The sequence below is a fragment of the Sphingopyxis sp. MWB1 genome (assembly GCF_000763945.1).
Taxonomy (GTDB): Bacteria; Pseudomonadota; Alphaproteobacteria; order Sphingomonadales; family Sphingomonadaceae; genus Sphingopyxis.
This window is the reverse complement of record NZ_JQFJ01000002.1, coordinates 1,268,898-1,291,381: the sequence shown is the minus strand read 5'-3', so window position 1 is coordinate 1,291,381 and position 22,484 is coordinate 1,268,898. Positions and strand designations below refer to the sequence as shown.

Below are 22,484 nucleotides of genomic sequence, written 5' to 3'. Positions count from 1 at the left end.
ACTGTCCTTATTGGCTGGAGAGAAAAATCGCCTCATCCCTTCACACTCCCGGTCAGAAGGCCGTCGAGGTAGAAGCGCTGAAGCGCCAGGAAGAGAATGAGGACGGGCAGGGTGGTGACCACCGCGCCCGCCATCATCAATTCATTATCCTGCACATGTTCGCGGCTGAGCGCCGCGAGCGCGACGGGCAGTGTATAAAGCTCCTGATCCGCCAATATGATCAGCGGCCACATGAAATCATTCCAGCTTCCCAGAAAGACGAACAGCGCCAGGGTGACGATGATCGGGGTCAGGATCGGCAGGACGATGTGGCGCAAAATCTGCGCCTCGCTTGCGCCGTCGATCCGTGCCGCCTCCAGCATTTCATCGGGGATGGCGAGGCAATATTGGCGCACGAGGAAAATGCCGAAAATCCCCGCGAGCCAGGGGATGAGCGCGCCCGCATAGCTGTTGACGAGCCCCATTGCCTTGAGTTCGAGGAACAGGGGCAGCATCCCGATCTGCCCCGGCACCACCAGCGCGGCGACGAGCAGGCGGAAGGTCGCATCGCGGCCATGGAACCGCAGCTTGGCAAAGGCATAGCCCGCCGGAATGGTGAAGAGCAGGGCGAGCAGGGTCGCGAGCGTCGAGACGAGCAGGCTGTTGGCAAGGAAGCGCCCGACGCCATAGGTTTCGAAAAGCTGGCGGTAATTTTCAAGGCTGGGGCTTTGCGGCAGCAGCGGCGGCGGGAATTGCGCGGCCTCCCCCGGCGCCATGAAGCTGACCGAGACCATCCACAGCAGCGGCGCAACGGTGATCAGCGCCACCAGCGCGGCGAGCGCGGTGACAAGAATGCGCCGCGCGCTCATAGCGCGCCTGCCCGCCGCGCAAGGCGCAGCTGGACGAGGGTGATGGCGAGAATGCAGAGGAAGAGGAGGAAGGCGACCGCCGCGCCCGACCCCAGATTCCACCATTTGAAGCCTTCTTCATACATGAAATAAAGGACGGTGACGGTCGATTGGGCGGGGCCGCCCTGCGTCATCACATAGGGTTCGGTGAAAAGCTGGAACATTGCGGCGACGGTGAGCACCGAGACGAGCAGGAAGGTCGGCGAAATGGCGGGCAGGGTGACGTGGCGCAGCCGCATGAACCAGCCCGCGCCGTCGAGCCGCGCCGCCTCGTCCAGCTCGCGCGGGACGGTCTGCAGCGCGGCGAGGAAGATGATCATATTATAGCCAAAGCTTTTCCAGCCGACGAAGATCAATATGGCGGGAAGCGAGGCGGTGGGGCTGCCGAGCCAGTCGATCGGCCCCGCGCCGAACAGCGAGAGGACGTAATTGACGAGGCCGTAGCGGGTGTGGAGCAGATAGCGCCAGACGACCGCGGTGGCGACGAGCGTGGTGACATAGGGCGCGAAGAGCGCGACGCGCCAGACGGGCCGCCAATGGAGCCAGCGCGAATGAACGAGCATCGCCGCGAACAACGAGAGGATGACGATGAAGGGCGTGCCGAAGGCGACGAAGAGCAAGGTATTGCCCATCGCTTTCCAGAACAGCGGATTATCGAGCAGCCGGGCATAATTGTCGAAGCCGATGAAGCGCAAATTGCCGAGATCGGCGAGCGCATAAATGTCGAAATCGGTAAAGCTGAGCAGCAGCGAGGCGGCGGCGGGCAGCGCGAAGAAAAGGAAGATGGCGGCGAGCGCTGGCGCGGTCATCGCCCAGCCCGCGCGGGCTTCGCGGAGGCGCGCGATGCTCATGCCCCGGCCCCCAGCGCCTGCCCCTTGTCCAGCATCCAGCGGCGCTTTTCGAGCAGGCGGTCGGCGCGCGCGTCAATTTCGCGCGCAGCTTCATCGACGCTATATTGGCCGCGCACCATGCGTTCGGCGACGACCTGCATTTCGGTGACGATCCGTTCCCATTCGGGGACCTTGGGCAGCGCGCGGGCATGGTCGAGCTGTGCCGCAAAGGGCGCGACGATCGGATCGGCGGCAAGGCCTGCCGCATCCCATACCGAGCGGCGCGCGGGCAGATTGCCGGTGAGATGGTGAAATTGAAGCTGCGCCGACGGCGCGAGCAATTGTGCGATCAGGCGCCACGCCGCCTCGCCCTGATCCTGCCCGGCAAAGACGACCAGGCTCGACCCGCCGGGGGCGGCGGCGCCGATGCCGTCAGGGCCGGGGTTGGGCGCGGTGCCCCATTTATCCTGCATATCGGGCGCGAGCCGCGTCTTGAGGTCGCCGATCGTCCAAGGACCCGAGGTGAAGATGCTGAAAAAGCCGCGCGCAAATTCATTCCATATGTTCGAAATCTGCGTTGCCGAAGCGATGGGGGCCAGCCCTTCGTCGAACAGGCTTTTGTAAAAGCCGAGCGCTTCCTTGAATTCGGGGTCCGAAAAGGCGCCGCGCGCGCCATTGTCGCGCAGCAGTCGCGCGCCCGCCGACAGGGCGAGGGTGAGCAATTGTTCAAATTCGTTGAGCGGCAAAAGCAGCGCATAATTGCCGTCGCCCGCCAGCGCCTTCACCTTGTGCAGCGCCGCCTTCCATTCGGCCCAGCGCAGCGGGGGCGCGGCATAGCCCGCGCGCGCGAACATATCCTTGCGATAAAATTGCAGCCGCGTGTCAACATACCAGGGGATGGCCCAGGCATGGCCGTCGATCCGGTTGGTATCGACGACGGCGGCGTACTGGTCATCGAGCAAGGATTGCGCCGCAGCGGGCACCGGGGCGATCGCGCCGATCGCGGCCATTTCGGCAAGCCAGCTATTGCCAACCTGTCCCATGGTGGGGAGGGCGTCGCCCGCAAAGCCGGTGAGCAATTTTTCATGCGCCGCGCTCCATGGCAGCGCCTGCACCCGCACCGGCGGGAAGGCCGGGGGCAGGGGGATTTGCGCCAATAACTGCGGCAGGCTGGCGGCTTCATTGCCCATCGCCCAGATGCTTAGCCCGTCGGCGCCGCGCGCACCGCATCCGCCGAGCAGCGATGCGAGCGGCAGCGCGCCGAGCGCGCCGACCATATGGCGGCGCGTCAGATACATGGGGCAGGGCCGCACCGGGGGATCACCGGCGCCTGGCTCCCTCCGCCGCGACCTTGGCCGTGGCGGGGGCGGGCGCCTCGTCCGGGACGGGCTTGGCGGGGCCGCCAGTGGTGCCGCGCAGGACGAGATCGGGGGTGAGGATATTGGCGCTCGCGCTGCCAAGCTCATCGCCGCGCAGCAGGCGCAACAGCAGCATCATGGCGGTCGATCCCAGCCGGTCGATCTTGACCTGCATGGTGGAGAGCGACGGCGTGACATGGCGCGCGAGCGGAATATCGTCGAAGCCCGCGACCATCATGTCGCCCGGCACCGACAGCCCCGCTTCGCCAAGCTGGTGAATACAGCCGAGCGCCATCAGGTCGTTGGCGGCGAAAATCGCGTCGGCGGGGAGTTGCCCCTGCACCAGCAGCCGCGCCGCCTCTTCCCCCGCTTCTTCAGAAAAATCGCCGGGCAGGATGACCGGGCTGCGCTCACCCGCGATCTTGGCCATGGCATCGGCAAAGCCGCGCTGGCGGTCGCGCGCGTCGCCATTATGTTTGGGGCCAGCGATATGCACGATCCGCCGCGCGCCGCGCGCCAGCAGCGCCTCGGTCATGGCATAGGCGCCATGATAATTGTCGACCGCGACAAAGGGCAGGCCAAGGCTGCTTGCATCATAGTTGAGGAGGACCGTGGGCAGCGCGGGGTCGAGATTGTCGGACAGCAGCTCGGGCTTTACCTCGGGCGGCATCAACAGCAGTCCGTCGACGCGCCCGCGCATCGCGGCAATGGCGGCGGCGGTCTCATGCGCGCTGCCATGCATATTGCCGAGCAGAAGGTGAAAGCCCGATTCATGGGCGACAAGGTCGATGCCACGAATGATCTCGGAGAAAAATTCGCCGAACAGATCGGGCAGGATGACGCCGATCGTATCGGTCTTGCGCCGGGTCAGGCTGCGCGCGCCGCTGTGAGGAACGAAGTTCAGCTTTTTGACCGCGGCCATCACCGCCGCGCGGGTGGGGGCGGTGACATTGCCAAGCCCGTTGATCGCGCGCGAGGCGGTGGCGACCGATACCCCGGCTTCGCGGGCCACATCCCTTAATGTCGCCATCGCTGTCTCTCCCTTTTCATGGCCGCGAACGGCAAAGCCGCGCTCATAGCTCGTCCTTTCGCGCGAGCCTTTGCCCATCGCTGCCAAACAGGTGCAAATGGTCTGGGGCAAAGCGCACCGCCGCGCGCGCGCCTTCGCGCAAGGCGCCATCATCGCGGGTCTGGCAGGTGAGCGCTTCGCCGTCGCCCGGACTTTCGAAATGGGCGATGGCGGCGCTGCCCAGCCGCTCGACGAAGGTGATTTTGAGGGACAGCGCCTCTGCCCCTTCACCCAGCGCCAGATGTTCGGGGCGAATGCCGAGGGTGAGGGGCGTGCCCGGCGCCAGCGGCGCGGCGGTGGCGGGCAGCGCGATGCTGTGCCCGTTCGCCAGCGTCGCGCGGCCCGCATCGCTGACCGTCGCGGCGAGGAAATTCATCCGCGGCGTGCCCAGAAAGCCTGCGACAAAGCGGTTGGCGGGGCGCGCGTAAAGGTCGCGCGGGGCGCCGACCTGTTCGATACGGCCATCGCGCAGGATGATGATCCGGTCGGCCAGCGTCATCGCCTCTACCTGATCATGCGTCACATAAAGGGTGGTGGTACGCAGCGTTCGGTGAAGTTCGGCAAATTCGCGGCGCATCCGCACGCGCAGATCGGCGTCGAGGTTCGACAGCGGCTCGTCGAACAGGAAAAGCTGCGGCTGGCGGACGATGGCGCGGCCGATGGCGACGCGCTGGCGCTGGCCGCCCGACAGCGCGGCGGGCTTGCGATCGAGCAGCGGCTCAATCCCCAAAATGGCGGCGGCGCGGTTGACGGCTTCGTCGATGCGCGCCTTGTCCATCTTCGCAATGCGCAGCGCAAAGCCCATATTTTCGCGCACCCTCAGATGCGGATAAAGAGCATAGCTTTGGAACACCATCGCCACACCGCGCTCCGACGGGGCAAGGTGGGTGACGTCGCGGTCCGCGATATGGATGCGCCCGCTGTCCAGCTGTTCCAGCCCCGCGACGCAGCGCAGCAGCGTCGATTTGCCGCAGCCTGACGGGCCGACGATGACGGCAAACTCGCCGGGCGCGACCTCGACCGACAGATTTTTGAGCACTTCGGTCGCGCCGAAATGCTTGGTTGCGCCGTCGATCGAGAGCGCGGCCATATCCTATTTCACCGGGGTCAGTGTCATGGCGAAGCCGCCGCCTGCGGCCATGTCGATCGGCCATTTGCTCGCTGCCGTCACCATCTTCTCCTCGACGATCGTCGCAAAGGGGTCGCCGTCGATGCCGCCGCCTTGCCCGTCGCGCCAGATTTTCGCCTTATAGCGCTGCCCCTTGGGCAGAAAGGCGAAATCGAGCGGCACGCTGCGCGCCGCCTCGTCGGTGACGCCGCCGAGATACCAATTGTCGCCGCCGCGTTCCTGCCGCGCAAAAACGGCATAATCGCCAATCGCGCCTGCGAGCAGGTGCGAGGTTTCCCAGTCGGCGGGCACCGCCTTGATGAAGGCCAGCGCTTGGGGGCGCGCCTCATAATGTTCGGGCAGGTCAGCGACCATTTGCACCGGGCTGTAAAGGACGACATAATTGGCCAGCTGCTTGGCAAGCGTCGAGGGGATGCGGCGGCCATTCTTCCCCTCCAGGCTGACGATGCCGGGGGTATAATCCATCGGCCCTGACAGCATGCGGGTGAAGACCAGATTGGCCTCATGCTCGGGCGGGTTCGCGGGCTCGCCCCAGGCGGCATATTCCATGCCCCGCGCCCCTTCGCGGCTGACCAGATTGGGCCAGGTGCGGCGCAGCCCCGTATCCTTGATCGGCTCATGCGCGTTGATCGCGATGCGGCGTTTCGCTGCTGCCTTGGCAACATCCAGATGGTGGCGCGCCATAAACTGGCCGTCATGCCATTCCCACACATCCTTGCCCTCGGCGTCCCGGTGCAGCACGCCCCCGGCATCGGCGACATAGCCGGTCTTGATCGCGGGCACGCCATGGCGCGCATAATAGTTGAGCGCGGCGTCGAGCTGATCGGCATAGCGCCCGGCATTTCCGGCGGTTTCATGATGGCCCATGATCGTCACGCTCTTTGCCCTGGCATAAGCGGCGACCTTGTCCATGTCGAAATCGGGATAGGCGCGGGCAAATTCAAAGTTGCGTCCCTTGTCGCCGATCCAGTTGCCGTCCCAGCCGATGTTCCACCCCTCGATCAGCACCGAGTCGAAACCATGTTTGGCGGCGAAGTCGATATATTTCAGGGCATTTTCGGTGGTCGCGCCATGTTTGGGCCCGCTGTGCCAGCTTGCGACGTCGAGATGCATCGCCCACCAGATGCCGACATATTTGAGCGGCTTGACCCAGCTGACATCGCCCAGCTTGTTGGGTTCGTTGAGGTTCAGGATGATGTCGGAGGCAGCGTAAAGACCCGGCGCATCCTCGGCGATCAGGATGGTCCGCCACGGCGTTTCAAAGGGGGCGGCGCGCCGCACTTTCCACGGCTCTGACGAGGGCGAGAGGCGGGTGCGGAAACGCTGGCCGTCGATGCGTTGCAGCCAAAAGCCCGCATAGTCGATCAGCGCGGCTTCGTGGAGGGCAATGTGCAGCCCGTCCTCGGTGCGAAAGCTGATCGGCGAATGGGCGGTGCCGACCTGGTTCGCAGGCGTGCGGTGGTACAGATATTCATAGCGGTTCCACTCGCCCGCCGGGATCCACCACGCCTCGGCGGGCGCGGCGATGTTGAATTCGGTCAGCTCCTCGTCGATCCGCACATCGCGAAGCTGCGGCTGGTCGGGAAAGGCAAAGCGAAAGCCGACGCCATTGTCGAACACGCGCGCGATCAGGTCGATGCGCCGCTTGCCGCCGATCAGCTCGATGATCGGCACGCGCATTTCCTTGTGATTATCGCGCACCCAGCGATTTTCGCCCCAGGGCTGTTCCCAGCGTTCGTCGTGCGCCGCATAGCTTGCTTCGCCGAGCGCAATGCTATGTTCAAACTTGCCCGCGCCGCGCAGCATGAAGCCAAGGCGCGAGGGAGCGATCACATCCTTGCCGTCGCGCGTGACCTTATAGGTCGGCACTTCATTCACCGTGGTCAGCGAAAAGCAGAGCCGTTCATTGGGCGAACAGACGCGGTGGGTCACATCGTCGCGCGCCGCCGCGCCGCTGGCGGCGGCAAGGGCGAGGGCGGAAAGCGACAGGCTCGCGCGGCGGATCAGCTGGGCCGCGCGCATCAATGCACCGTGCTGGCCGCAGCCGCCGCGCGCGGGGGCGTGCGCCCGGCGATCATCGCAAAGCCGCAGAGCAGCAGATAGCAGAGCGCGGGCAGGATGAAGGCCATGGCATAGCCCATGCTGTCCGACAGCGCGCCGACCGCGACCGGAATGATCGCGCCGCCGATGATCGCGGTGCACAGCAGCCCCGACGTCGCCTCCGCCCGCGCCGTCGAGCGTTCGAGCGTCAGGGTGAAAATCAGCGGGAACATGATCGAATTGACGAGGCCGATCGACAGCGCGACGAAGCCCGCGCTGACCCCGCCCGCAAAGACAATATAGAGGCAGAGGATGCAGGCAATGGCGGTTACCATCGCGAGCAGGCGCGCGGCGGGCGCGAGCGCGAGGACCGCCGAGCCGATGGCGCGGCCGACCATGGCGCCGCCCCAGTAAAAGGCGACCGCCTTGCCCGCTTCCTGCAGCGAGACGCCGGTGACCCCGTCGCTGCCCATGGCAAAGCCCAGCAGCGGCACGCCAAAGGGCGCGTCCGACTGGCCCCAGACGGCATCGCTGTTGAGGAACAGCGCCATTTGCGTGCCGATGGCGACTTCGGCGCCGACATAAAGGAAAATGGCAAGCCCGCCGAGCAGCGCCCATTTGGAGGAAAAAGCCTCCCGGATCAGTTCGCCCATGCTCGCGCGGCTGCCGATCGGTGCGGGCGGCACGGCATTGTCGACGATGCGGCGGCTGACCCAGAAAAAGAGCAGCAGCGCGATGATCAGGCCGCAGATCCAGAAATAGGCGACGTCGATCCCGGCGAGCGCCTGCGCGCGGACGCTTTCGGAAATCGTCTCGCCATCCTTGACCTCCACCCCTTCGAGAAACAGGTGCGCGCCGACGAGCGGGCCGAGGAAGGTGCCGAAGCTGTTGAAGGTCTGGCTGAAGGTCAGGCGGAAATGCGACCATTTGGGATCGCCCAGCGCGGCGGCGAGCGGATTGGCCGCCACCTGCAGGATGGTGATGCCCGCCGCGAGCATGAACAATCCGGCAAGGACCAGCGGATAAATCGCCATATTGGCCGCCGCGAGCATGACGAGGCAGCCCGCGACCATCGTGCCAAGCGCGGTGAGGATCGAGGGGACCGAATGGACGCGCGCGATCAGCGCCGCCGCGGGAAAGGACATGACGCCATAGGCGATGAAAAAGGCAAAGGCCGAAAGCTGTGCTTCGGCATCGCTGAGGGTGAAGATACCCTTCACCGCCGCGACCAGCGGGTCGATCATCGAGGTGATGAAGCCCCAGGCGAAAAACAGGACGGTCACCGCGGCAAAGGCCGCCATTGCCGTCGAACGCCCCGTTGCAGCCTGTGGCGACTGACCCGCTGTCGACATGATAATCCTTCCCCAAATCTATATTGTCGAGCGGGTCTAGCCGCGCTTGGTCCGCCATGCAATCGGTTACATACGTAGTCCGGCGGGGCGGGGAAGAGGCTGGGGAAGACGCTGGAGGGGGGCTGGGGGAGAGGTGAGCCTCAGCCTTGTGTGGAAAAAATATGCAGCTCGGCGGGGGCGGCGGTCAGGTGCAGCTTGTCCGCCCCGGCGGGCGGCGCTTCGGCGCAGCGCAGGGCGAGGCGGTGACCTGCAAGATCGAGCTCGACATGCCAGCCGCCGCCGATACGCCGCGCCGACAGGAGGCGGGCGGGGGCGCCTTGCTCGCCGGCATCTATCCGCAGCGCCTCGGGGCGCAGGGCGATCTGCGCCGGGCCGTCGGGCAGGCCGGGCGCGGGACAGGGGGGCAAGGCGCTGTGCGCCACGCCCTGCTTCACGGTGGCGGGCAGGGTGATCATCTCGCCCAGCAGCCGCGCTGCGGCGAGCGAGGCGGGGTGGTCGTAACAGGCCGCAGGTTCGCCGCTTTGCAGGATGCGCCCCGCCGCCATCAGGATCAGATGATCGGCGACCAGCATCGCTTCTTCGGGATCATGGGTGACGATCAGCACCGTCGCGCCTGCCGCGCGCAGATCATCGAGCAGCGACTGGCGAATGGCCGCGCGCAGCGTGCCGTCGAGCCCCGAAAAAGGCTCGTCGAGCAACAGCAGCGCGGGCTCGCGCGCCAGCGCGCGGGCGATGGCGACGCGCTGTTGCTCGCCGCCCGACAGCGTGTGCGGCCACGCCCCCGCCAGATGCGCGATATGGAAACGGGCGAGCAGGCGCTCGACCCGCTCGGCGCGGGTCGCAGAATCGAGATCGGTGAGGCCAAAGCCGATATTGCGGGCAACATTCAGGTGCGGGAACAGCGCATTATCCTGAAACACCAGCCCGACGCCGCGCTGTTCGGGGGGGAGCGCCCGGCCCGGTGCCGACACTAGCGCGCCGCCAATATGGATTTCGCCCTCATCGACCGTCTCCAGCCCGGCGATCATGCGCAGCAGCGTACTTTTCCCGCAGCCCGACGGGCCGAGCAGGCAGGCGATGCGCCCTGCGGGCAGGCACAGGCTGGCGGCATCGACCGCCGCACGCCCCTGATAGCGCCGCGATACCGCGCGCAGGTCCAGAATGTCACTCTTTATCACGCGCGTCGCTTAGGCCCCGGGGCGCGCCTCTGCAATGCGCCGCGTCAGCCAGATGACCGCGGGCAGCGACAAAAGGATGATCAGGATCGAGGGCAGCCCCGCCTGCGGCAGCCGCTCGTCGAGCGCATAATGATTGGCGATCACCGCCAGCGTGTCGAAGTTGAAGGGGCGCAGGATCAGTGTCGCGGGCAATTCCTTCAAAATGTCGATGAGGACGATTAGCCCGGCGGTCATCATCGCGCTGCGCGCCATGGGAAGTTCGACCGCCAGCGCGGCGCCGCCTTCGCCGCGCCCTAGCGTGCGCGCAGCATGGCGCATCGCGGGGGTGATGCGCGCAAGGCCAGCGTCGATGGGCTCAAGCGCCGCCGCCATCAGCCGCGCGGCATAGGCGAGGATCAACAGCAGGATGGCGATGCTTGTTCCCGAACCGGGCGCAAGGTTCCAGATCACCCCGGCGGGGGCGAGCAGGCCGATCGCCATTACTGCGCCGGGGGTCGCATAGCCCAGGCTCGCGACCCGCGCCGCAAGTGGCAGGCGCCGGGTTCCGAGCGCGAGCATGGTGGCGAGTGCGACGGTGACGGCGGCGCCCGCGATGCCAAGAAACAGGCTGTTGCGCATCGCAAGCAGCAGGCGGGGCCAGTCGGGGTTGGCCTGCCCCAGCTTCCACAGCAGCCAGCCCACCGGGATCAGCAGCCCCGCAGCGAGGAGCGCGAGGCAGAAGGCAAAGGCGAAAGCGGCGGGGGCAGCGCGCAGCGGCTGGGGCGACAGGTCGCGCCAGCGCGCGCGGCCGCTTTCATGCACGCTGCCGCGCCGCCCCGCGCGCTCGATCCACAGCAAAAGCGCCGCGGCGGCGAGCAGGGGCAGGGCAAAGCGCGCGGCGCTGACCGTCGAGCCATAGACCGACCAGGCGCGCACCACGCCGGTGGTCAGCGTCTGGACGCTCAAAAATTGAACCGCGCCATAATCGGCGAGCGTTTCCATGACCGCGAGCGCCACCCCGGCGGCAAGCGCCGGGCGCGCCATCGGCAAGGCAACACGCCACAGCGCGCGCCATCCGCTGCACCCCAGCATCTGCGCCGCCTCCAGCGCCCCGACCGACTGGTTCAGAAAGGCCGCGCGCATCGCCAGATAAACATAAGGATAAAAAGCCGCCGACAATATAAAAGCCGCCCCGCCGATGCTGCGCATCTCAAAGGGCAGGTCATGACCCGTTACCGCGCGCAGCGCCATGCGCACATCGCCCGCGACATCGAACAGGTCGGCATAGCCATAGGCGAGCGCAAAGGCGGGGACGGCGAGCGGCAGCGCGAGCGCCCAGCTGAAAAAGCGCTGTCCGGGAAAGCGATACATGACGACAAGCCATGCCGCGATGGTGCCGATGACCGCGGTGATCGCGCCGACGAGCAGTGCGAGCCACGCCGAGGTCAGCGCATAGCGGGCAATGTCGCGCGTCGCGATGTCGGCGGTATCGCTGCCGATCGCGGCGAGGATGACACCGACCAGTGGCAACGCCACCGCCAGCCCCGCCACAAGGGCGAGGCCGGTGATGGGCGATGGCAGAATGGAGGGGCGGGCGAGAGTGGTGGTCAGCGCCAGCCTGCTTCGCTCATCAGCGACTGGGCCTCCGGCTGACGCGCGGCAAAGGCGGCGACATTCATCGGATTGGCCGTGAAATTCGCATAGGCATCGACCGGCGGCGGCGCGGCTACATCGGGCGAGGCCGGAAATTCATTATTGTGCGCCGAAATATGCTTTTGCGAATCCGCCGAGGCGAAAAATTCGAGCAGCTTGACCGCATTATCCTTGTTGGGCGCATTTTTGGCGATGCCGCCGCCGGAAATATTCACATGCGCGCCTTTACCCGCGAGGCTGGGGAAAGCGAGCTTCACCTGCTGGGTGACCTGCCGGTCCTTGGCATCATCGCCGCTGGCAAGGCGGATATAATAATAGCTGTTGGTGATGGCGACGTCGCAGACGCCCGCGGCGACAGCGCGGATCTGGTCGCGGTCGCCGCCCTGCGGCGGGCGCGCCATATTGGCGACAATGCCCTTGGTCCATTCGCCCGCCTTGTCCTTGCCCCAGGCTTCGATCAGCGCGCCGACGAGCGACAGATTATAAATGCTGTCGGACGAGCGGACGCAGATTTTGCCCTTGAAGCGCGGGGTGGCGAGCTTGGCATAATCATCCACTTCCTCGGCCTTCACCTTGACGGGGTTATAGGCGACGATGCGTGCGCGGCGTGTAAAGCCATACCAATTGCCATCGGGCTCGCGCAGGTTCGCGGGGATGCGTTCGTTCAGCAGCGGCGAGTCGATCGGCTGGAACAATCCCGCCTGCTGCGCGCGCCACAGGGCACCGGCGTCGGCGGTGATGAACAGATCGGCCGGGCTGTTCGCTCCCTCGCTCTTCATCCGGGCGATCAGCTCGTCGGCCTTGCCTTCGATGCGGTTGATGCGAATTCCCGTTTCCTGGGTGAAGCGATCGTAAAGCGCCTGATCGCTGTCATAGTGGCGGGCGGTATAGAGGTTGACGACCGCCTCGCCGCCTTCGCCGCTTTGCTCCTTCTTGTCGGAGCAACCCGCGACCAGGGTTGCCGTTACCAGCGCTGCCGCCGCCATGGAGAATCGCACGATAAAAGCCTTCCGAAATGTTCTGGACGCGCGGCTTTAACAGTATTGAGAACCATTCTCAATACTGGATTGGAAAAAGGCGAAAAGGAATTGATGGGGGGCTGCCGAAAGGGGGAAAGGCGCCCCCCATCCCAGCAAATCGACGCCTCAGCGCCGGGCGAGGTTCCGGCGAGCAGGCGGCTTTGCGGCAGGCGGAGCCCGACGGGGCATCGGCCGCGCGCTGAAACGCCGCGGGAACGGATGGCCCATGATAGTCGTTTGGCTTGGCGCACGCAGCAGGAGAGGCGTTTTGGCAAAGGATGCAGGCATAAACGCCCAGAAAGAGGCGCTGAAAATGGCGCTGGGCGACAGCGAGGCGCGCTTCGCGACCGCCGAAAGCTGCACCGGCGGCGCCTTGGGAGCGGTCTTTGCTTCCGACAGCGAGCTTGGACCGCATCTTGAACGCGGCTTCATTGCCTATTCGCTCGATGCCAAGGAGGCGATGCTGGGGGTGCCGCGGGAAGAAAGCGAGCCCTGCGCGGGTGTCAGCCCTGCCGTGGCCGAAGCGATGGCGCGGGGCGCGCTGGAACGCAGCGAAGCCGATTATGGGGTCGCGATAACCGGATTTTGCGGGCCGCAGGAGCAGGACGAAGAAGTGGGCCTCGTCTATCTGGTGCTGGTCCCCAAAACCGGTCCCGTTGATCTGCGCGAATGTCATTTCGGCGATGTGGGCCGTGAAAAAGTCTTGGAGCAGGCGGTTGCCGAAGCGCTGGAACTGATAAGCGATCAGTTGAAGCCGGGCTCGACGGATAGCTGACTCCGCCCTGCAAGCGGGTGCGCTGCATGGCGTGATAAGCCGGTGCGGAGATTAATCTGTCGAAGACACCAAATCATGCTATGCTTGCGCAACGGTGCATTTCCGCCTCGCTTGGAGCCGGGACTGAATTTTGGGTGCGCCCGGCCCTTGGAAAGTCCCCGATGATCCATGATGACGCCGCTCTCCAGCGCCCATTGGCGGATGTTTTTCCGCTCGCTCCCGATAGCCCGCCCGCCCCGCCGGTCGCATCCCCGCCGCTGACGATGCGGCAAATGGTGCGTGATTTCGACTGGGCCTCCACCCCGCTGGGCGCGGCCGACGATTGGCCGGTGGAGCTGCGGCTGGCCGTCGGACAAATGCTCGATTCGCGCTTTCCCAAGGCGATCGTCTGGGGGCCGGAATATACCACCATCTATAATGACGGCTTCATTCCGATCCTGGGCGACAAGCATGTCGCGCTCGGCCGTTCCTTTGCCGACATTTGGAAAGAGGCGTGGGGCGAGATACGCCTCTTTGTCGAACGCGCCTATCATGGGGAGCCCACCTATATCGAAGACTTCCCGCTCGTCATCAATCGTGCGGGATATGAGGAACAATGCTGGTTCACCTTTTGCTACAGCCCACTGCGGCTGGCCGATGGCCGGGTGGCGGGAATGCTCGATACGGTGGTGGAAACCAGCGGGAAAATGCGGGCGCAGGCCGAATTGTCCCTCATCAACCAGGAATTGGGGCATCGGCTGAAAAATACGCTGGCGATTATCCAGTCCATCGCTACCCAGACCTTTGCTGGCCATGGGGACCGGGGACTTCTCGACCAGTTCAACCAGCGTCTGGCGGCGCTTGGTGCCGCACATGATGTTCTGTTGGGCCAGAATTGGTCATCGGCCTCGCTGCGGGAAGTGGCGTCGGCGGCTTTGCGGGCGCAGGGCGGCGGCGATTGTTTCACGCTTGATGGGCCGGATCTGTCGATCGGATCGCGAAGCGCGGTCACGCTCTCGCTGATGCTGCATGAACTTGCGACCAATGCCGTGAAATATGGTGCGCTTTCCTGCGGCACAGGGCGGGTCGAGCTGCATTGGGCGGTCGAGGGGGACATGTTCATCCTGCACTGGCAGGAAAGCGGTGGGCCGCCCCCGCCCGCGCAGCCCGGTGAGGGCTTCGGATCGCGCCTGATCGACCGGGGGCTGGGTTCGCGCAGCAAGATATGCCGCGATTTTGCCGCAACTGGTCTGCGTCTGCGTATCGAAGCGCCGCGCTCCGAACTAGCGGGGTGATGCTGCGTCCGCCTGGGCATCGAGGCGGCGCAAGGTCGACTGGCCCTTGCGGGTGAGGTGCCAGCAGCGCTCGCGCCGATTGGCCGAGACGCAGGCGTCGCCGCACGGATCGTCGCAGCAGCCGTCGCCGATGGCGCCGCGCAGCAAGGCGCGTTCCCACAGCCGGGCGGCGCATTGATCGAAGCGCGCGGCGCTCCATCCGCTCTGCGCGTAGAGGGCCGCGCCCGTTGCCGGCTCCCGAAGCCACCGCAGCATGATCCTGTCATCGGCGGTGAGAGAAGGGGTGTTCGGGAGCCGGGCCATCGCTGGGGGGTATCAGCGATGGGGTTCGGGCTGGCGAAGCGTGATGCCCGCGCCTTCGAGATAGGAGCCAAGGCGGCTCGCCGCCTCATCGGCCAGCGGATGGAGCGGCAGGCGCGGGGCGCCCGCCTCGACCCCCAACAGCTTGAGCCCGTCCTTCACCGTTGCCGGTAGGCCGCCGCGCACGATGAATTGCAGGACGGGAAGCAGCCGATAGAAATGCGCCCGCGCCTTTTCGAGCTCGCCGCTTTCCATCAGCGCGCAAAGGCGTGCGGGTGCATCGCCCAGCAAATTGGGCGCGGCGGTGCACCATCCGGCAGCGCCCGCAGCCAGCGCCTCCAGCGCCAGATGATTGGCGCCATTGTAGAAGGGGATTTTCCCTTCGCCCAATTGGCGGATGGCGTGCATGCGGTTGAGATCGCCGCTGCTTTCCTTGATCGAGCGTATAGTGGGCAATTCGCGCACCAGCCGCACCAGCAGCTCGGGCGACATATCGACGCCGCTGGTTCCGGGATTATTGTAGACCATGATCGGCAGATCGGTCGCGCTGGCAATCGCCTGATAATGCGCGAAAATCTCCTCATCGCTCAATTTCCAATAGGAAATGGGGATGATCATCAGCATGTCGACGCCCATTGCCTTGGCATGGCGCGCCTTGTCGATGGCGGCCCTGGTGGTCAACTCGCTGATGCCCAGAATAACGGGGACGCGGCCATCGACGATTTCGACGCCGCGCTGTGCCACCTGTCGCCATTCGGCGTCGGAGAGATAGGCGCTTTCGCCGGTGCTGCCGAGGAAAGCGATAGCGGCGGGGCTGGCAGCGAGCAGCCGCTCGGTCACGCGGGCCAGCGCATCCTCGTCAATCCCGCGCTGGTCGGGGGTGAAAGGGGTAATGGGATAGGCAATGATGCCGGTCAAATGGGTCATGGGTTCAGGCTTTCGATCAGGCTTCTTCGCGGATCGCAAGGCGACCCATATTCTGCAGCATCGGGGCATTTTCGCAGGCCAGATAGCGCGCGGGCTCAGCCTGGTCAGCATTGACATGGTGATGCCAGGCCCAGACGGGGATATAGACGGCGTCGCCCGCCTCCCACTCGATGCGCTGGTCCTCGATCATCGAATAACCGCGGCCTTCGAGCACATAGAGGATGGTTTCATAGGTGTGGCGATGGCGGTTTGACCGGCCGCCGGGGTTGAGCCCGCCGATCGTCATGCTGATCGCGTGCGAGGGCAGGTCGACGAAATATACCGGATGCTTGCGCTCTTCGGAATAGGCGTTGCGCACTTCTTCGCGCTCGACCCCGCGATGCGCCAGCCGCTCGGGCAGGATGGCGGACAGATTGGGCGGCGTCTTGTCGAAATCGGCGGACTGGAAATGGCGATCCATCATTTGTCTCCTTCGGTGTGAGAGCCAATGATGGCGCGCGCAGGCATAATAAGTCCAAGACATGCTATCTATTTTTGACATAAGTTATTCTTATGATAGGGCGTCGCCATGGAATTGCGGCACTTGCGCTATTTTCTCGCCGTTGCAGAACGGTCGAGCTTCACCCGGGCCGCCGACGCGCTGCATGTGTCGCAGCCCGCCCTGTCGCAGCAGATCCGCGATCTGGAAAGCGAGCTGGGCGTGCGCCTGTTCGACCGCACGCCTCATGCGGTGCGGCTGACCGAGGCGGGACAATTTGCCGTCGATCATGCCAGGCGCATCCTGGGTGCGTCACACGACCTGGGTGAGGTGATGGAGGCTTATCGCGGAGTGCGGCGCGGGCGGCTGCGGATTGCCGCCACGCTCAGCTTCAACGCGCTGTATCTGCCCGAATTGCTGACATCCTTTCTGAACGATTATCCCGATATCGACATCGCGGTCGCCGCGCTCCCCAATGCGGAGATTATCGCGCGCGTGGCGGTGGGCGAGGCGGAACTGGGCATCGGGCTTGTCGGCAGCGGCGCGCGTCGGGCCAGCGGGGCGGCGGGGGTGAACGCGCGGCCGCTTTATCGCGACCGGTTAATGATGGTTTGTTCGGCGGCCCATGGGCTGGCGGCTGCAGGACCGGTGACGCCGCAGCAATTGAATGGCGCGCGCTTTGCCCTGCTCGACCAGGCTTTTGAAACCCGCGCGGCGATCGAGCAGTTTTTCGAACAACACGACAGTCGGCCCGCGCAAATATTGGAATTCAATAGCTTTGCCGCCATTTTGGGCATGGTTGCGGGCAGCGACTGTCTCACCATCCTTCCCGCCGCGTCGCTGAAGGGGCCGCAGGCGCTGGGCCTGCATTTCCGCGACCTCTCCCCCGCTCCGCCCGCGCGCAGCATCAGCCTGATCAGCGGCCCCCCGGGTCTGCGAACCCCCGCCATGCGCGCTTTTGAAACGCATATAAGGGACAATTTCGAGGGGCGGACGGTTTCTCAATAGCCTAAACGCGGTCCGAAATTTCGGAGATGCGCTAAGCCGGACGGCGGGCTTTCCATGACGTTTTGCTTCGCGTGATAATTTATCCCATGGGTCGCCGCCACGGTGATGAGCCAGCACGTGTCAGTCGAGCAAAATTGGAACGGCGATGAGCGCCGCGCATTTCCTTCACGGAAAGCGAGAAGCGAGATGGCCGCACGCGCATATTGGAAGGGACAGATCCGCCTCGCGCTGGTCTCGATTCCCGTCGAAATCTATCCCGCCACCAAATCGGGCGCGAGCATCAGTTTTCGCCAGATCCACGAACCGAGCGGCAAGCCGGTCAAATATGAAAAGGTCGTCCCCGGCATCGGTCCGATCGACAAGGACGACATCGTCAAGGGCTATGAAGTGTCGAAGGGCAATTATGTCCTGCTCGACGAGGAAGAGATCGAGGCGGTGAAGCTTGAGAGCAAGCGCACGCTCGAGCTTGTCCAGTTCGTCGACGCGAGCGAGATCGACATCCTCTATTATGAAAAGCCCTATTATGTCGTGCCCGCCGACGAGCTGGCCGAGGAAGCCTATATCGTGCTGCGCGAGGCGTTGCGGCGGACGAAGAAGGTCGGGCTTGGCCAGCTTGCGCTGCGCGGGCAGGAACAGCTCGTCGGGCTGCGCCCGTGCGGCAAGGGGCTGGTGCTCGAAATGCTGCGCTACGCCGACGAGGTGAACAAGGCCGCCAATTATTTCCGCGAGGTTCCGGCGTCGAAACCCGACGCCGACCTGCTCGACCTTGCCGAGACGCTGATCGAAAAGAAAACGGGGAAATTCGACGCGAGCGATTTTCACAACAATTATGTCGATGCGATCAAGCGCGTGATCGCCAAAAAGGCGAAAGCCAAGGGCAAGCGCGTGCTCGAAGATGTCGAGGAACCCGCGGACATTCGCGAAGGATCGAATGTGATCGACCTGATGGCCGCGCTCAAGGCGTCGGTCGAAGGGAAGAAGAGCTCCACGAGCGCGAAGAAGGCACCGGCGAAAAAGGCCGCAGACAAGGCGCCGGCAAAAAAGGCGCCGGCGCGCAAACGGGCGTGAGATGGCGCGCAACGACCCCCTCGCCCAATATAACAAGAAGCGCGATTTCGCCCTGACGCCCGAGCCTGCGGGCAAGGTGGAAAAAGGGAAGGGCAACCGCTTCATCGTGCAAAAGCACGACGCGACGCGGCTCCATTATGATTTCCGGCTCGAGGTCGACGGTGTGCTCAAAAGCTGGGCGGTGACAAAGGGGCCGAGCGCCGACCCCGCCGACAAGCGGCTCGCGGTGCGGACCGAAGACCATCCGATGGCCTATGCCGAGTTCGAGGGCACCATTCCCAAGGGCGAATATGGCGGCGGCACGGTTATGCTGTGGGATCGCGGCACCTGGGCGCCCGTCGAGGGCAAGAGCGCCAAGGACATCGACAAGGGGCATCTTCATTTCACACTCGACGGCGAACGGATGAAGGGCGAATGGCTGCTCGTCCGCATGAAGCCGCGCAAGGGAGAGAAGCGCGAGAATTGGCTGCTGCGCAAGATCGACGATGGCGCGGCGGGCGGCAGCGACGATCTGGTCGGGCGGCATTTGACGAGCGCGCTTACCGGCCGCACGATGGCCGAGATTGCCGCCGATACGGGCGGCGAGCAATCGCTGAAGGGCGCAAAAGGCGCGGCCTTTGCCGACAAGATGGCAAAGGCCGCCGCGCACAATCGCAAGGTGGCAAAGACATCGACCAAAAAGGCAAAGCCGCCCGCGTTCCGCAAGCTGCAACTCGCCACGCTCGTCGATAGCGTCCCCACTGGAAACGGCTGGTTCCACGAGATCAAATTTGACGGCTATCGCGCGCTTGTCGCCGCAGCGGGCGAGCAGATCGTCGTCTATACGCGCAGCGGGCTCGACTGGACCGACAAATTCGCGCCGCTCGCGCGCGAGATCGCCGCGCTGGACCTCCCGCCCTGCCTGATCGACGGCGAGATCATTGCCCATGGCAAGGACGGAAACCCCGATTTCTCGTCGTTGCAGGCGGTGCTCAAGCGCGGGCACGGTGCGCAGGACGCGGCGACCGAGCTGCATTTCTTTGCCTTCGACCTGCTCGAAGTCGACGGGCGCTCGCTGACGAAGCTCGGCAATCTCGAGCGTAAGGAAAGGCTCGAGGCGCTGCTGCGCGACGCGGCGCCGCCGATCGCAGTCGCCGATCATGTGATCGGTGCGGGCGAGAAGCTTTACGCGGCGATGTGCGGCGCGGGGCAGGAAGGCATCATCGCCAAGCGCGCCGACGCCCCTTATTCGGGGCGCCGCAGCCGCAACTGGGTGAAGGTCAAATGCACCCGGCGGCAGGAGTTCGTCATCGTCGGCTGGAAGGAATCCTCGGCAAAGGCGCGGCCCTTTGCCTCGCTCCTCCTCGCGCAGCGCGAGAAGGGCGAACTCGTCTACAAGGGCAATGTCGGCACCGGCTTCGACGCAGACACGATGGCGATGCTCGCGGACAAGTTCCGCAGCCGCGCGCGCAAGACGCCGCCGGTCGAGGTCGAACCTGCGGCGGCGCGCAAGGTGCATTGGCTCACCCCCGACCTCGTCGCCGAAATCGCATTTGCCGAGTTCACGGGCGGCGGTTCGGTGCGCCACGCCAGCTTCATCGCGCTGCGCGCCGACAAGGAGGCGAAGGACGTGACCCCCGAAACAAAGGCCAAGGCCCCCGCCGCGCGGAGCCAGGTGACGATCAGCAGCCGCGAGCGCGTGATCTTTCCCGATGCAAAGGCAACGAAGGGCGACCTTGCCGACTATTATGCGGCGGTTGCCCCGATCATGCTGCCGCACCTCGCGCGGCGCCCGGTCAGCCTGGTGCGCTGTCCGCAGGGGCGCGCGAAGAAATGCTTTTTCCAGAAGCATGACGCGGGTTCGTTCGGCGAGCATGTCTGCCACGTCCCGATCAAGGAGAAGGACGGCGGGGTCGAGGATTATCTCTACGTCGAGGATGCCGACGGCATCCTGGCCTGCGTCCAGATGGGGACGATCGAATTTCACGGCTGGGGCAGCCATGCCGACGCGGTCGAACGGCCTGACCGGATGGTCTTCGATCTCGACCCCGACGAGGGGCTGGGGTTCGACGAGGTCAAGAAGGCGGCGCTCGACATGCGGCGCCAGCTTGCCGACATCGGGCTCGTCAGCTTTGCGATGCTGTCGGGGGGCAAGGGCGTCCATATCGTCGTCCCGGTCGACCCCGGCCACGACTGGGACGCGCACAAGGATTTCGCGAAACGCTTTGCCGCGGCGCTGAGCCTTGCCGAGCCCGACCGCTATGTCGCAACGATGAGCAAGGCAAAGCGCAAGGGCAAGATTTTCATCGACTGGCTGCGCAACCAGCGCGGCAGCACCGCGATCCTGCCCTATGCGGCGCGCGCTCGCGAAGGCGCGCCGGTCGCGGTGCCGATAAGTTGGGATGCGCTCGCCGACGTAAAAGGCGCGAATATATATTCGATCACCGACGCACAGAGGCTGATTGACGCAGCTGCCCGTCCCGATCTCAAAGCATGGGGCTTCGCCCGCCAATCGCTCCCGCAAATTTGATCTGAACAGAGTTGCTGAACGCCTCTTCAGGACGACCGGGCTACGCCGGCTGAATTCCCGGCTTATGCGGGAACGTAACCAGTGTTGCGATCTTGCGCTTCGCGCCGTTTCGCTCACTCACTTTCGTCAGGCCGACGACATCGGTCTGCCAGATATTTTTTTCGATCGTGAAAAGCTGATATCCGCGCCGGTCATTCATCAGTTGAGTGTGCGGGTTGTCCGCAGGGACTCGCTCCCAGCCTGCGGGTATGTCCGAACCATCGCCACCGGACGAAATCGAACTTGTTACAAACTCGGTCGCGGCGGCCGGGCCGTCCAGATCCTCCGCGCGGATCGGCACGGTCCCAGCATGATGCTTGTGAACATCGCCCGCGGCCACGATCACGTTTGAAAGTTTCCTGTCGGTGATCATTTCCACGAGGCGCCCGCGCGCGTCGGGATATCCGCTCCAGGAATCAACATTGATTCGCCCCTGCGCGCGGCTCTCGGGATAGACGAAGGGCATCATCATCACCTGCTGTGCGATCAAATTCCATCCGGTCTCACTCGTCAGCCCTTCGGCAAGCCAGGCTTCCTGCTGCTGCCCCAGCATGTGGGATGGCTGATTCTCGATGGCGGGGCGGCAGTGTGCGACTTCGTCGGAGCCGCAATACTGATCAGTACGATATTGCCGCGTGTCGAGCAGATGCACACGCAGCAAGCCGCCGAAGTCCAGGCGCCGATGCATGCGCAGGCCGCCTGGAGTCGGGAACTGGGAGCGGCGTACCGGCATATTTTCATACCAGGCCTGCATGGCGGCAAAGCGGCGCAGCGCGAAAATTTCGGGGCTGGTCCCGTCCTGATCGAAGTCGCCCGCCCAATTATTGTCGACCTCGTGATCGTCCCATGTCGAAAGAAAGGCTGCTGCGGCATGCGCCGCCTGCAAATCGTCGTCCATCTTGTACTGGGCATAGCGACGGCGATAGTCGTCGAGCGAGTATAGTTCGTCGCCGACATGGGTGCGGAAACAATTTGGCTCGCCTGTGCCATTTTTCGGGCAACTGCGCCCGGCGCGTCCCTCGTAGATATAATCGCCATAGTGAAAGATCGCGTCGAGATCGGGTTCTTCACTGAGATAGCGATAGGCGGTGAAATAGCCGGCTTCATAATGTTGGCAGCCAGCTACGCCAATTCGAAGCCGGTCGACCGCAGCGCCTGCTGCGGGCGCCGAGCGAACCGTGCCGACGGGGCTGGCTTCACCGCCCGCCAGAAAACGGTACCAGTAGCGTCTTGCCGGAGCGAGACCCTGAACTTCGGCATGAACCGAATGGCCCAGCTCGGGCCGGGCCATTTGCTCGCCGGACCTGACAACATGCTCGAACCGGTCATCCTCCGCCACCTGCCATTGCACCGGGACGGACACCCTCGGCATGCCGCTGCCGGGTTCGAGCGGCTTGGGCGCGAGCCGCGTCCACAGCACAAAGCCGTCGGGATGCGGATCGCCCGAGGCGACGCCGAGGGTGAAAGGATAGTCGCCAAGCGATCGTGCAAGTACGGCGCGCGATGACAGGCCGGCGAATATCGCAAGCGTTCCGGCGCTTTTGATCAGGCCGCGGCGGTCAATTGGCATGGGCGTAAACCCCTATTCCTTGGAAGCCAGCCCCGGGGGCGC

At 64.7% G+C, this 22,484-nt stretch carries 19 protein-coding genes; 5 read left to right on the top strand and 14 right to left on the bottom strand.

From position 1 onward, the window contains the following. Positions 1–32 precede the first annotated feature (32 nt). From JV18_RS0106705 to JV18_RS0106660, 10 genes are all read right to left on the bottom strand, one after another. A complete protein-coding gene (locus JV18_RS0106705; protein WP_033073904.1) occupies positions 33–848 on the bottom strand; it encodes a carbohydrate ABC transporter permease in 816 nt (271 codons plus the stop codon). After that, the gene (locus JV18_RS0106700) at positions 845–1,738 is read right to left on the bottom strand and encodes a carbohydrate ABC transporter permease (RefSeq protein WP_033073903.1); all 894 of its coding nucleotides are present in this window, start codon (positions 1,736–1,738) and stop codon (positions 845–847) included. Before JV18_RS0106700 ends, JV18_RS0106705 begins: the two co-directional genes overlap by 4 nt. Then, positions 1,735–3,015, bottom strand: a complete 1,281-nt coding sequence (locus JV18_RS0106695) for an extracellular solute-binding protein (protein WP_033073902.1) — start codon at positions 3,013–3,015, stop codon at positions 1,735–1,737. Before JV18_RS0106695 ends, JV18_RS0106700 begins: the two co-directional genes overlap by 4 nt. Before the next feature lie 22 nt (positions 3,016–3,037). Next, positions 3,038–4,183: a LacI family DNA-binding transcriptional regulator gene (locus JV18_RS0106690; protein WP_200879073.1), complete on the bottom strand. Its 1,146-nt coding sequence runs from the start codon at positions 4,181–4,183 to the stop codon at positions 3,038–3,040. Further along, complete coding sequence (locus JV18_RS0106685) at positions 4,149–5,234, bottom strand: ABC transporter ATP-binding protein (RefSeq protein WP_033073901.1); 1,086 nt, start codon at positions 5,232–5,234, stop codon at positions 4,149–4,151. Before JV18_RS0106685 ends, JV18_RS0106690 begins: the two co-directional genes overlap by 35 nt. A gap of 3 nt (positions 5,235–5,237) precedes the next feature. Beyond that, positions 5,238–7,295 carry a glycoside hydrolase family 97 protein gene (locus JV18_RS0106680; RefSeq protein ID WP_052071798.1) on the bottom strand — a complete coding sequence of 686 codons (2,058 nt, stop codon included), beginning with the start codon at positions 7,293–7,295 and terminating at the stop codon, positions 5,238–5,240. Beyond that, entirely contained in the window at positions 7,295–8,665 is a 1,371-nt protein-coding gene (locus tag JV18_RS0106675) for an MFS transporter (protein WP_052071797.1), read from the bottom strand. The genes JV18_RS0106680 and JV18_RS0106675 overlap by 1 nt, the downstream gene beginning before the upstream one ends. Positions 8,666–8,805: 140 nt before the next feature. Continuing rightward, the gene (locus JV18_RS0106670; protein ID WP_052071796.1) at positions 8,806–9,843 is read right to left on the bottom strand and encodes an ABC transporter ATP-binding protein; all 1,038 of its coding nucleotides are present in this window, start codon (positions 9,841–9,843) and stop codon (positions 8,806–8,808) included. Positions 9,844–9,852: 9 nt separating this feature from the next. Beyond that, a complete protein-coding gene (locus tag JV18_RS0106665; RefSeq protein WP_052071795.1) occupies positions 9,853–11,373 on the bottom strand; it encodes an ABC transporter permease in 1,521 nt (506 codons plus the stop codon). Positions 11,374–11,429: 56 nt separating this feature from the next. Then, positions 11,430–12,473 carry a Fe(3+) ABC transporter substrate-binding protein gene (locus JV18_RS0106660; RefSeq protein ID WP_033073898.1) on the bottom strand — a complete coding sequence of 348 codons (1,044 nt, stop codon included), beginning with the start codon at positions 12,471–12,473 and terminating at the stop codon, positions 11,430–11,432. A gap of 289 nt (positions 12,474–12,762) precedes the next feature. Between JV18_RS0106660 and JV18_RS0106655 the strand changes: the two genes are divergently transcribed. Together JV18_RS0106655 and JV18_RS0106650 are read left to right on the top strand one after the other, a co-directional pair. After that, positions 12,763–13,269: a CinA family protein gene (locus JV18_RS0106655; protein ID WP_033073897.1), complete on the top strand. Its 507-nt coding sequence runs from the start codon at positions 12,763–12,765 to the stop codon at positions 13,267–13,269. A gap of 161 nt (positions 13,270–13,430) precedes the next feature. Next, positions 13,431–14,543: a sensor histidine kinase gene (locus JV18_RS0106650; RefSeq protein WP_160174178.1), complete on the top strand. Its 1,113-nt coding sequence runs from the start codon at positions 13,431–13,433 to the stop codon at positions 14,541–14,543. Here JV18_RS0106650 and JV18_RS0106645 read toward each other — a convergent pair. The 3 genes from JV18_RS0106645 to JV18_RS0106635 are packed head-to-tail and all read right to left on the bottom strand — an operon-like array spanning position 14,532 to position 16,233. Then, positions 14,532–14,846, bottom strand: a complete 315-nt coding sequence (locus tag JV18_RS0106645; protein ID WP_144243886.1) for a hypothetical protein — start codon at positions 14,844–14,846, stop codon at positions 14,532–14,534. The two genes, JV18_RS0106650 and JV18_RS0106645, sit on opposite strands and share 12 nt — an antisense overlap. A gap of 12 nt (positions 14,847–14,858) precedes the next feature. Then, on the bottom strand, positions 14,859–15,770 hold the full coding sequence (locus JV18_RS0106640) for a dihydrodipicolinate synthase family protein (RefSeq protein WP_052071792.1): 912 nt from the start codon (positions 15,768–15,770) through the stop codon (positions 14,859–14,861). Between the two features lie 16 nt (positions 15,771–15,786). Further along, positions 15,787–16,233: a cupin domain-containing protein gene (locus tag JV18_RS0106635; RefSeq protein ID WP_033073895.1), complete on the bottom strand. Its 447-nt coding sequence runs from the start codon at positions 16,231–16,233 to the stop codon at positions 15,787–15,789. 105 nt (positions 16,234–16,338) lie between these two features. Between JV18_RS0106635 and JV18_RS0106630 the strand changes: the two genes are divergently transcribed. From JV18_RS0106630 to ligD, 3 genes are all read left to right on the top strand, one after another. Continuing rightward, positions 16,339–17,256: a LysR substrate-binding domain-containing protein gene (locus JV18_RS0106630; protein ID WP_033073894.1), complete on the top strand. Its 918-nt coding sequence runs from the start codon at positions 16,339–16,341 to the stop codon at positions 17,254–17,256. 186 nt (positions 17,257–17,442) lie between these two features. Beyond that, positions 17,443–18,324, top strand: a complete 882-nt coding sequence (gene ku / locus JV18_RS0106625) for a non-homologous end joining protein Ku (protein ID WP_033073893.1) — start codon at positions 17,443–17,445, stop codon at positions 18,322–18,324. A 1-nt stretch (position 18,325) separates the two neighbouring features. Next, complete coding sequence (gene ligD / locus JV18_RS0106620; RefSeq protein ID WP_033073892.1) at positions 18,326–20,833, top strand: DNA ligase D; 2,508 nt, start codon at positions 18,326–18,328, stop codon at positions 20,831–20,833. Between the two features lie 40 nt (positions 20,834–20,873). Here the strand turns inward: ligD and JV18_RS0106615 are convergent, their stop codons facing one another. Continuing rightward, positions 20,874–22,442, bottom strand: coding sequence for an alkaline phosphatase D family protein (locus tag JV18_RS0106615; RefSeq protein WP_052071791.1), 1,569 nt, complete (start codon positions 22,440–22,442; stop codon positions 20,874–20,876). Between the last annotated feature and the right edge of the window lie 42 nt (positions 22,443–22,484).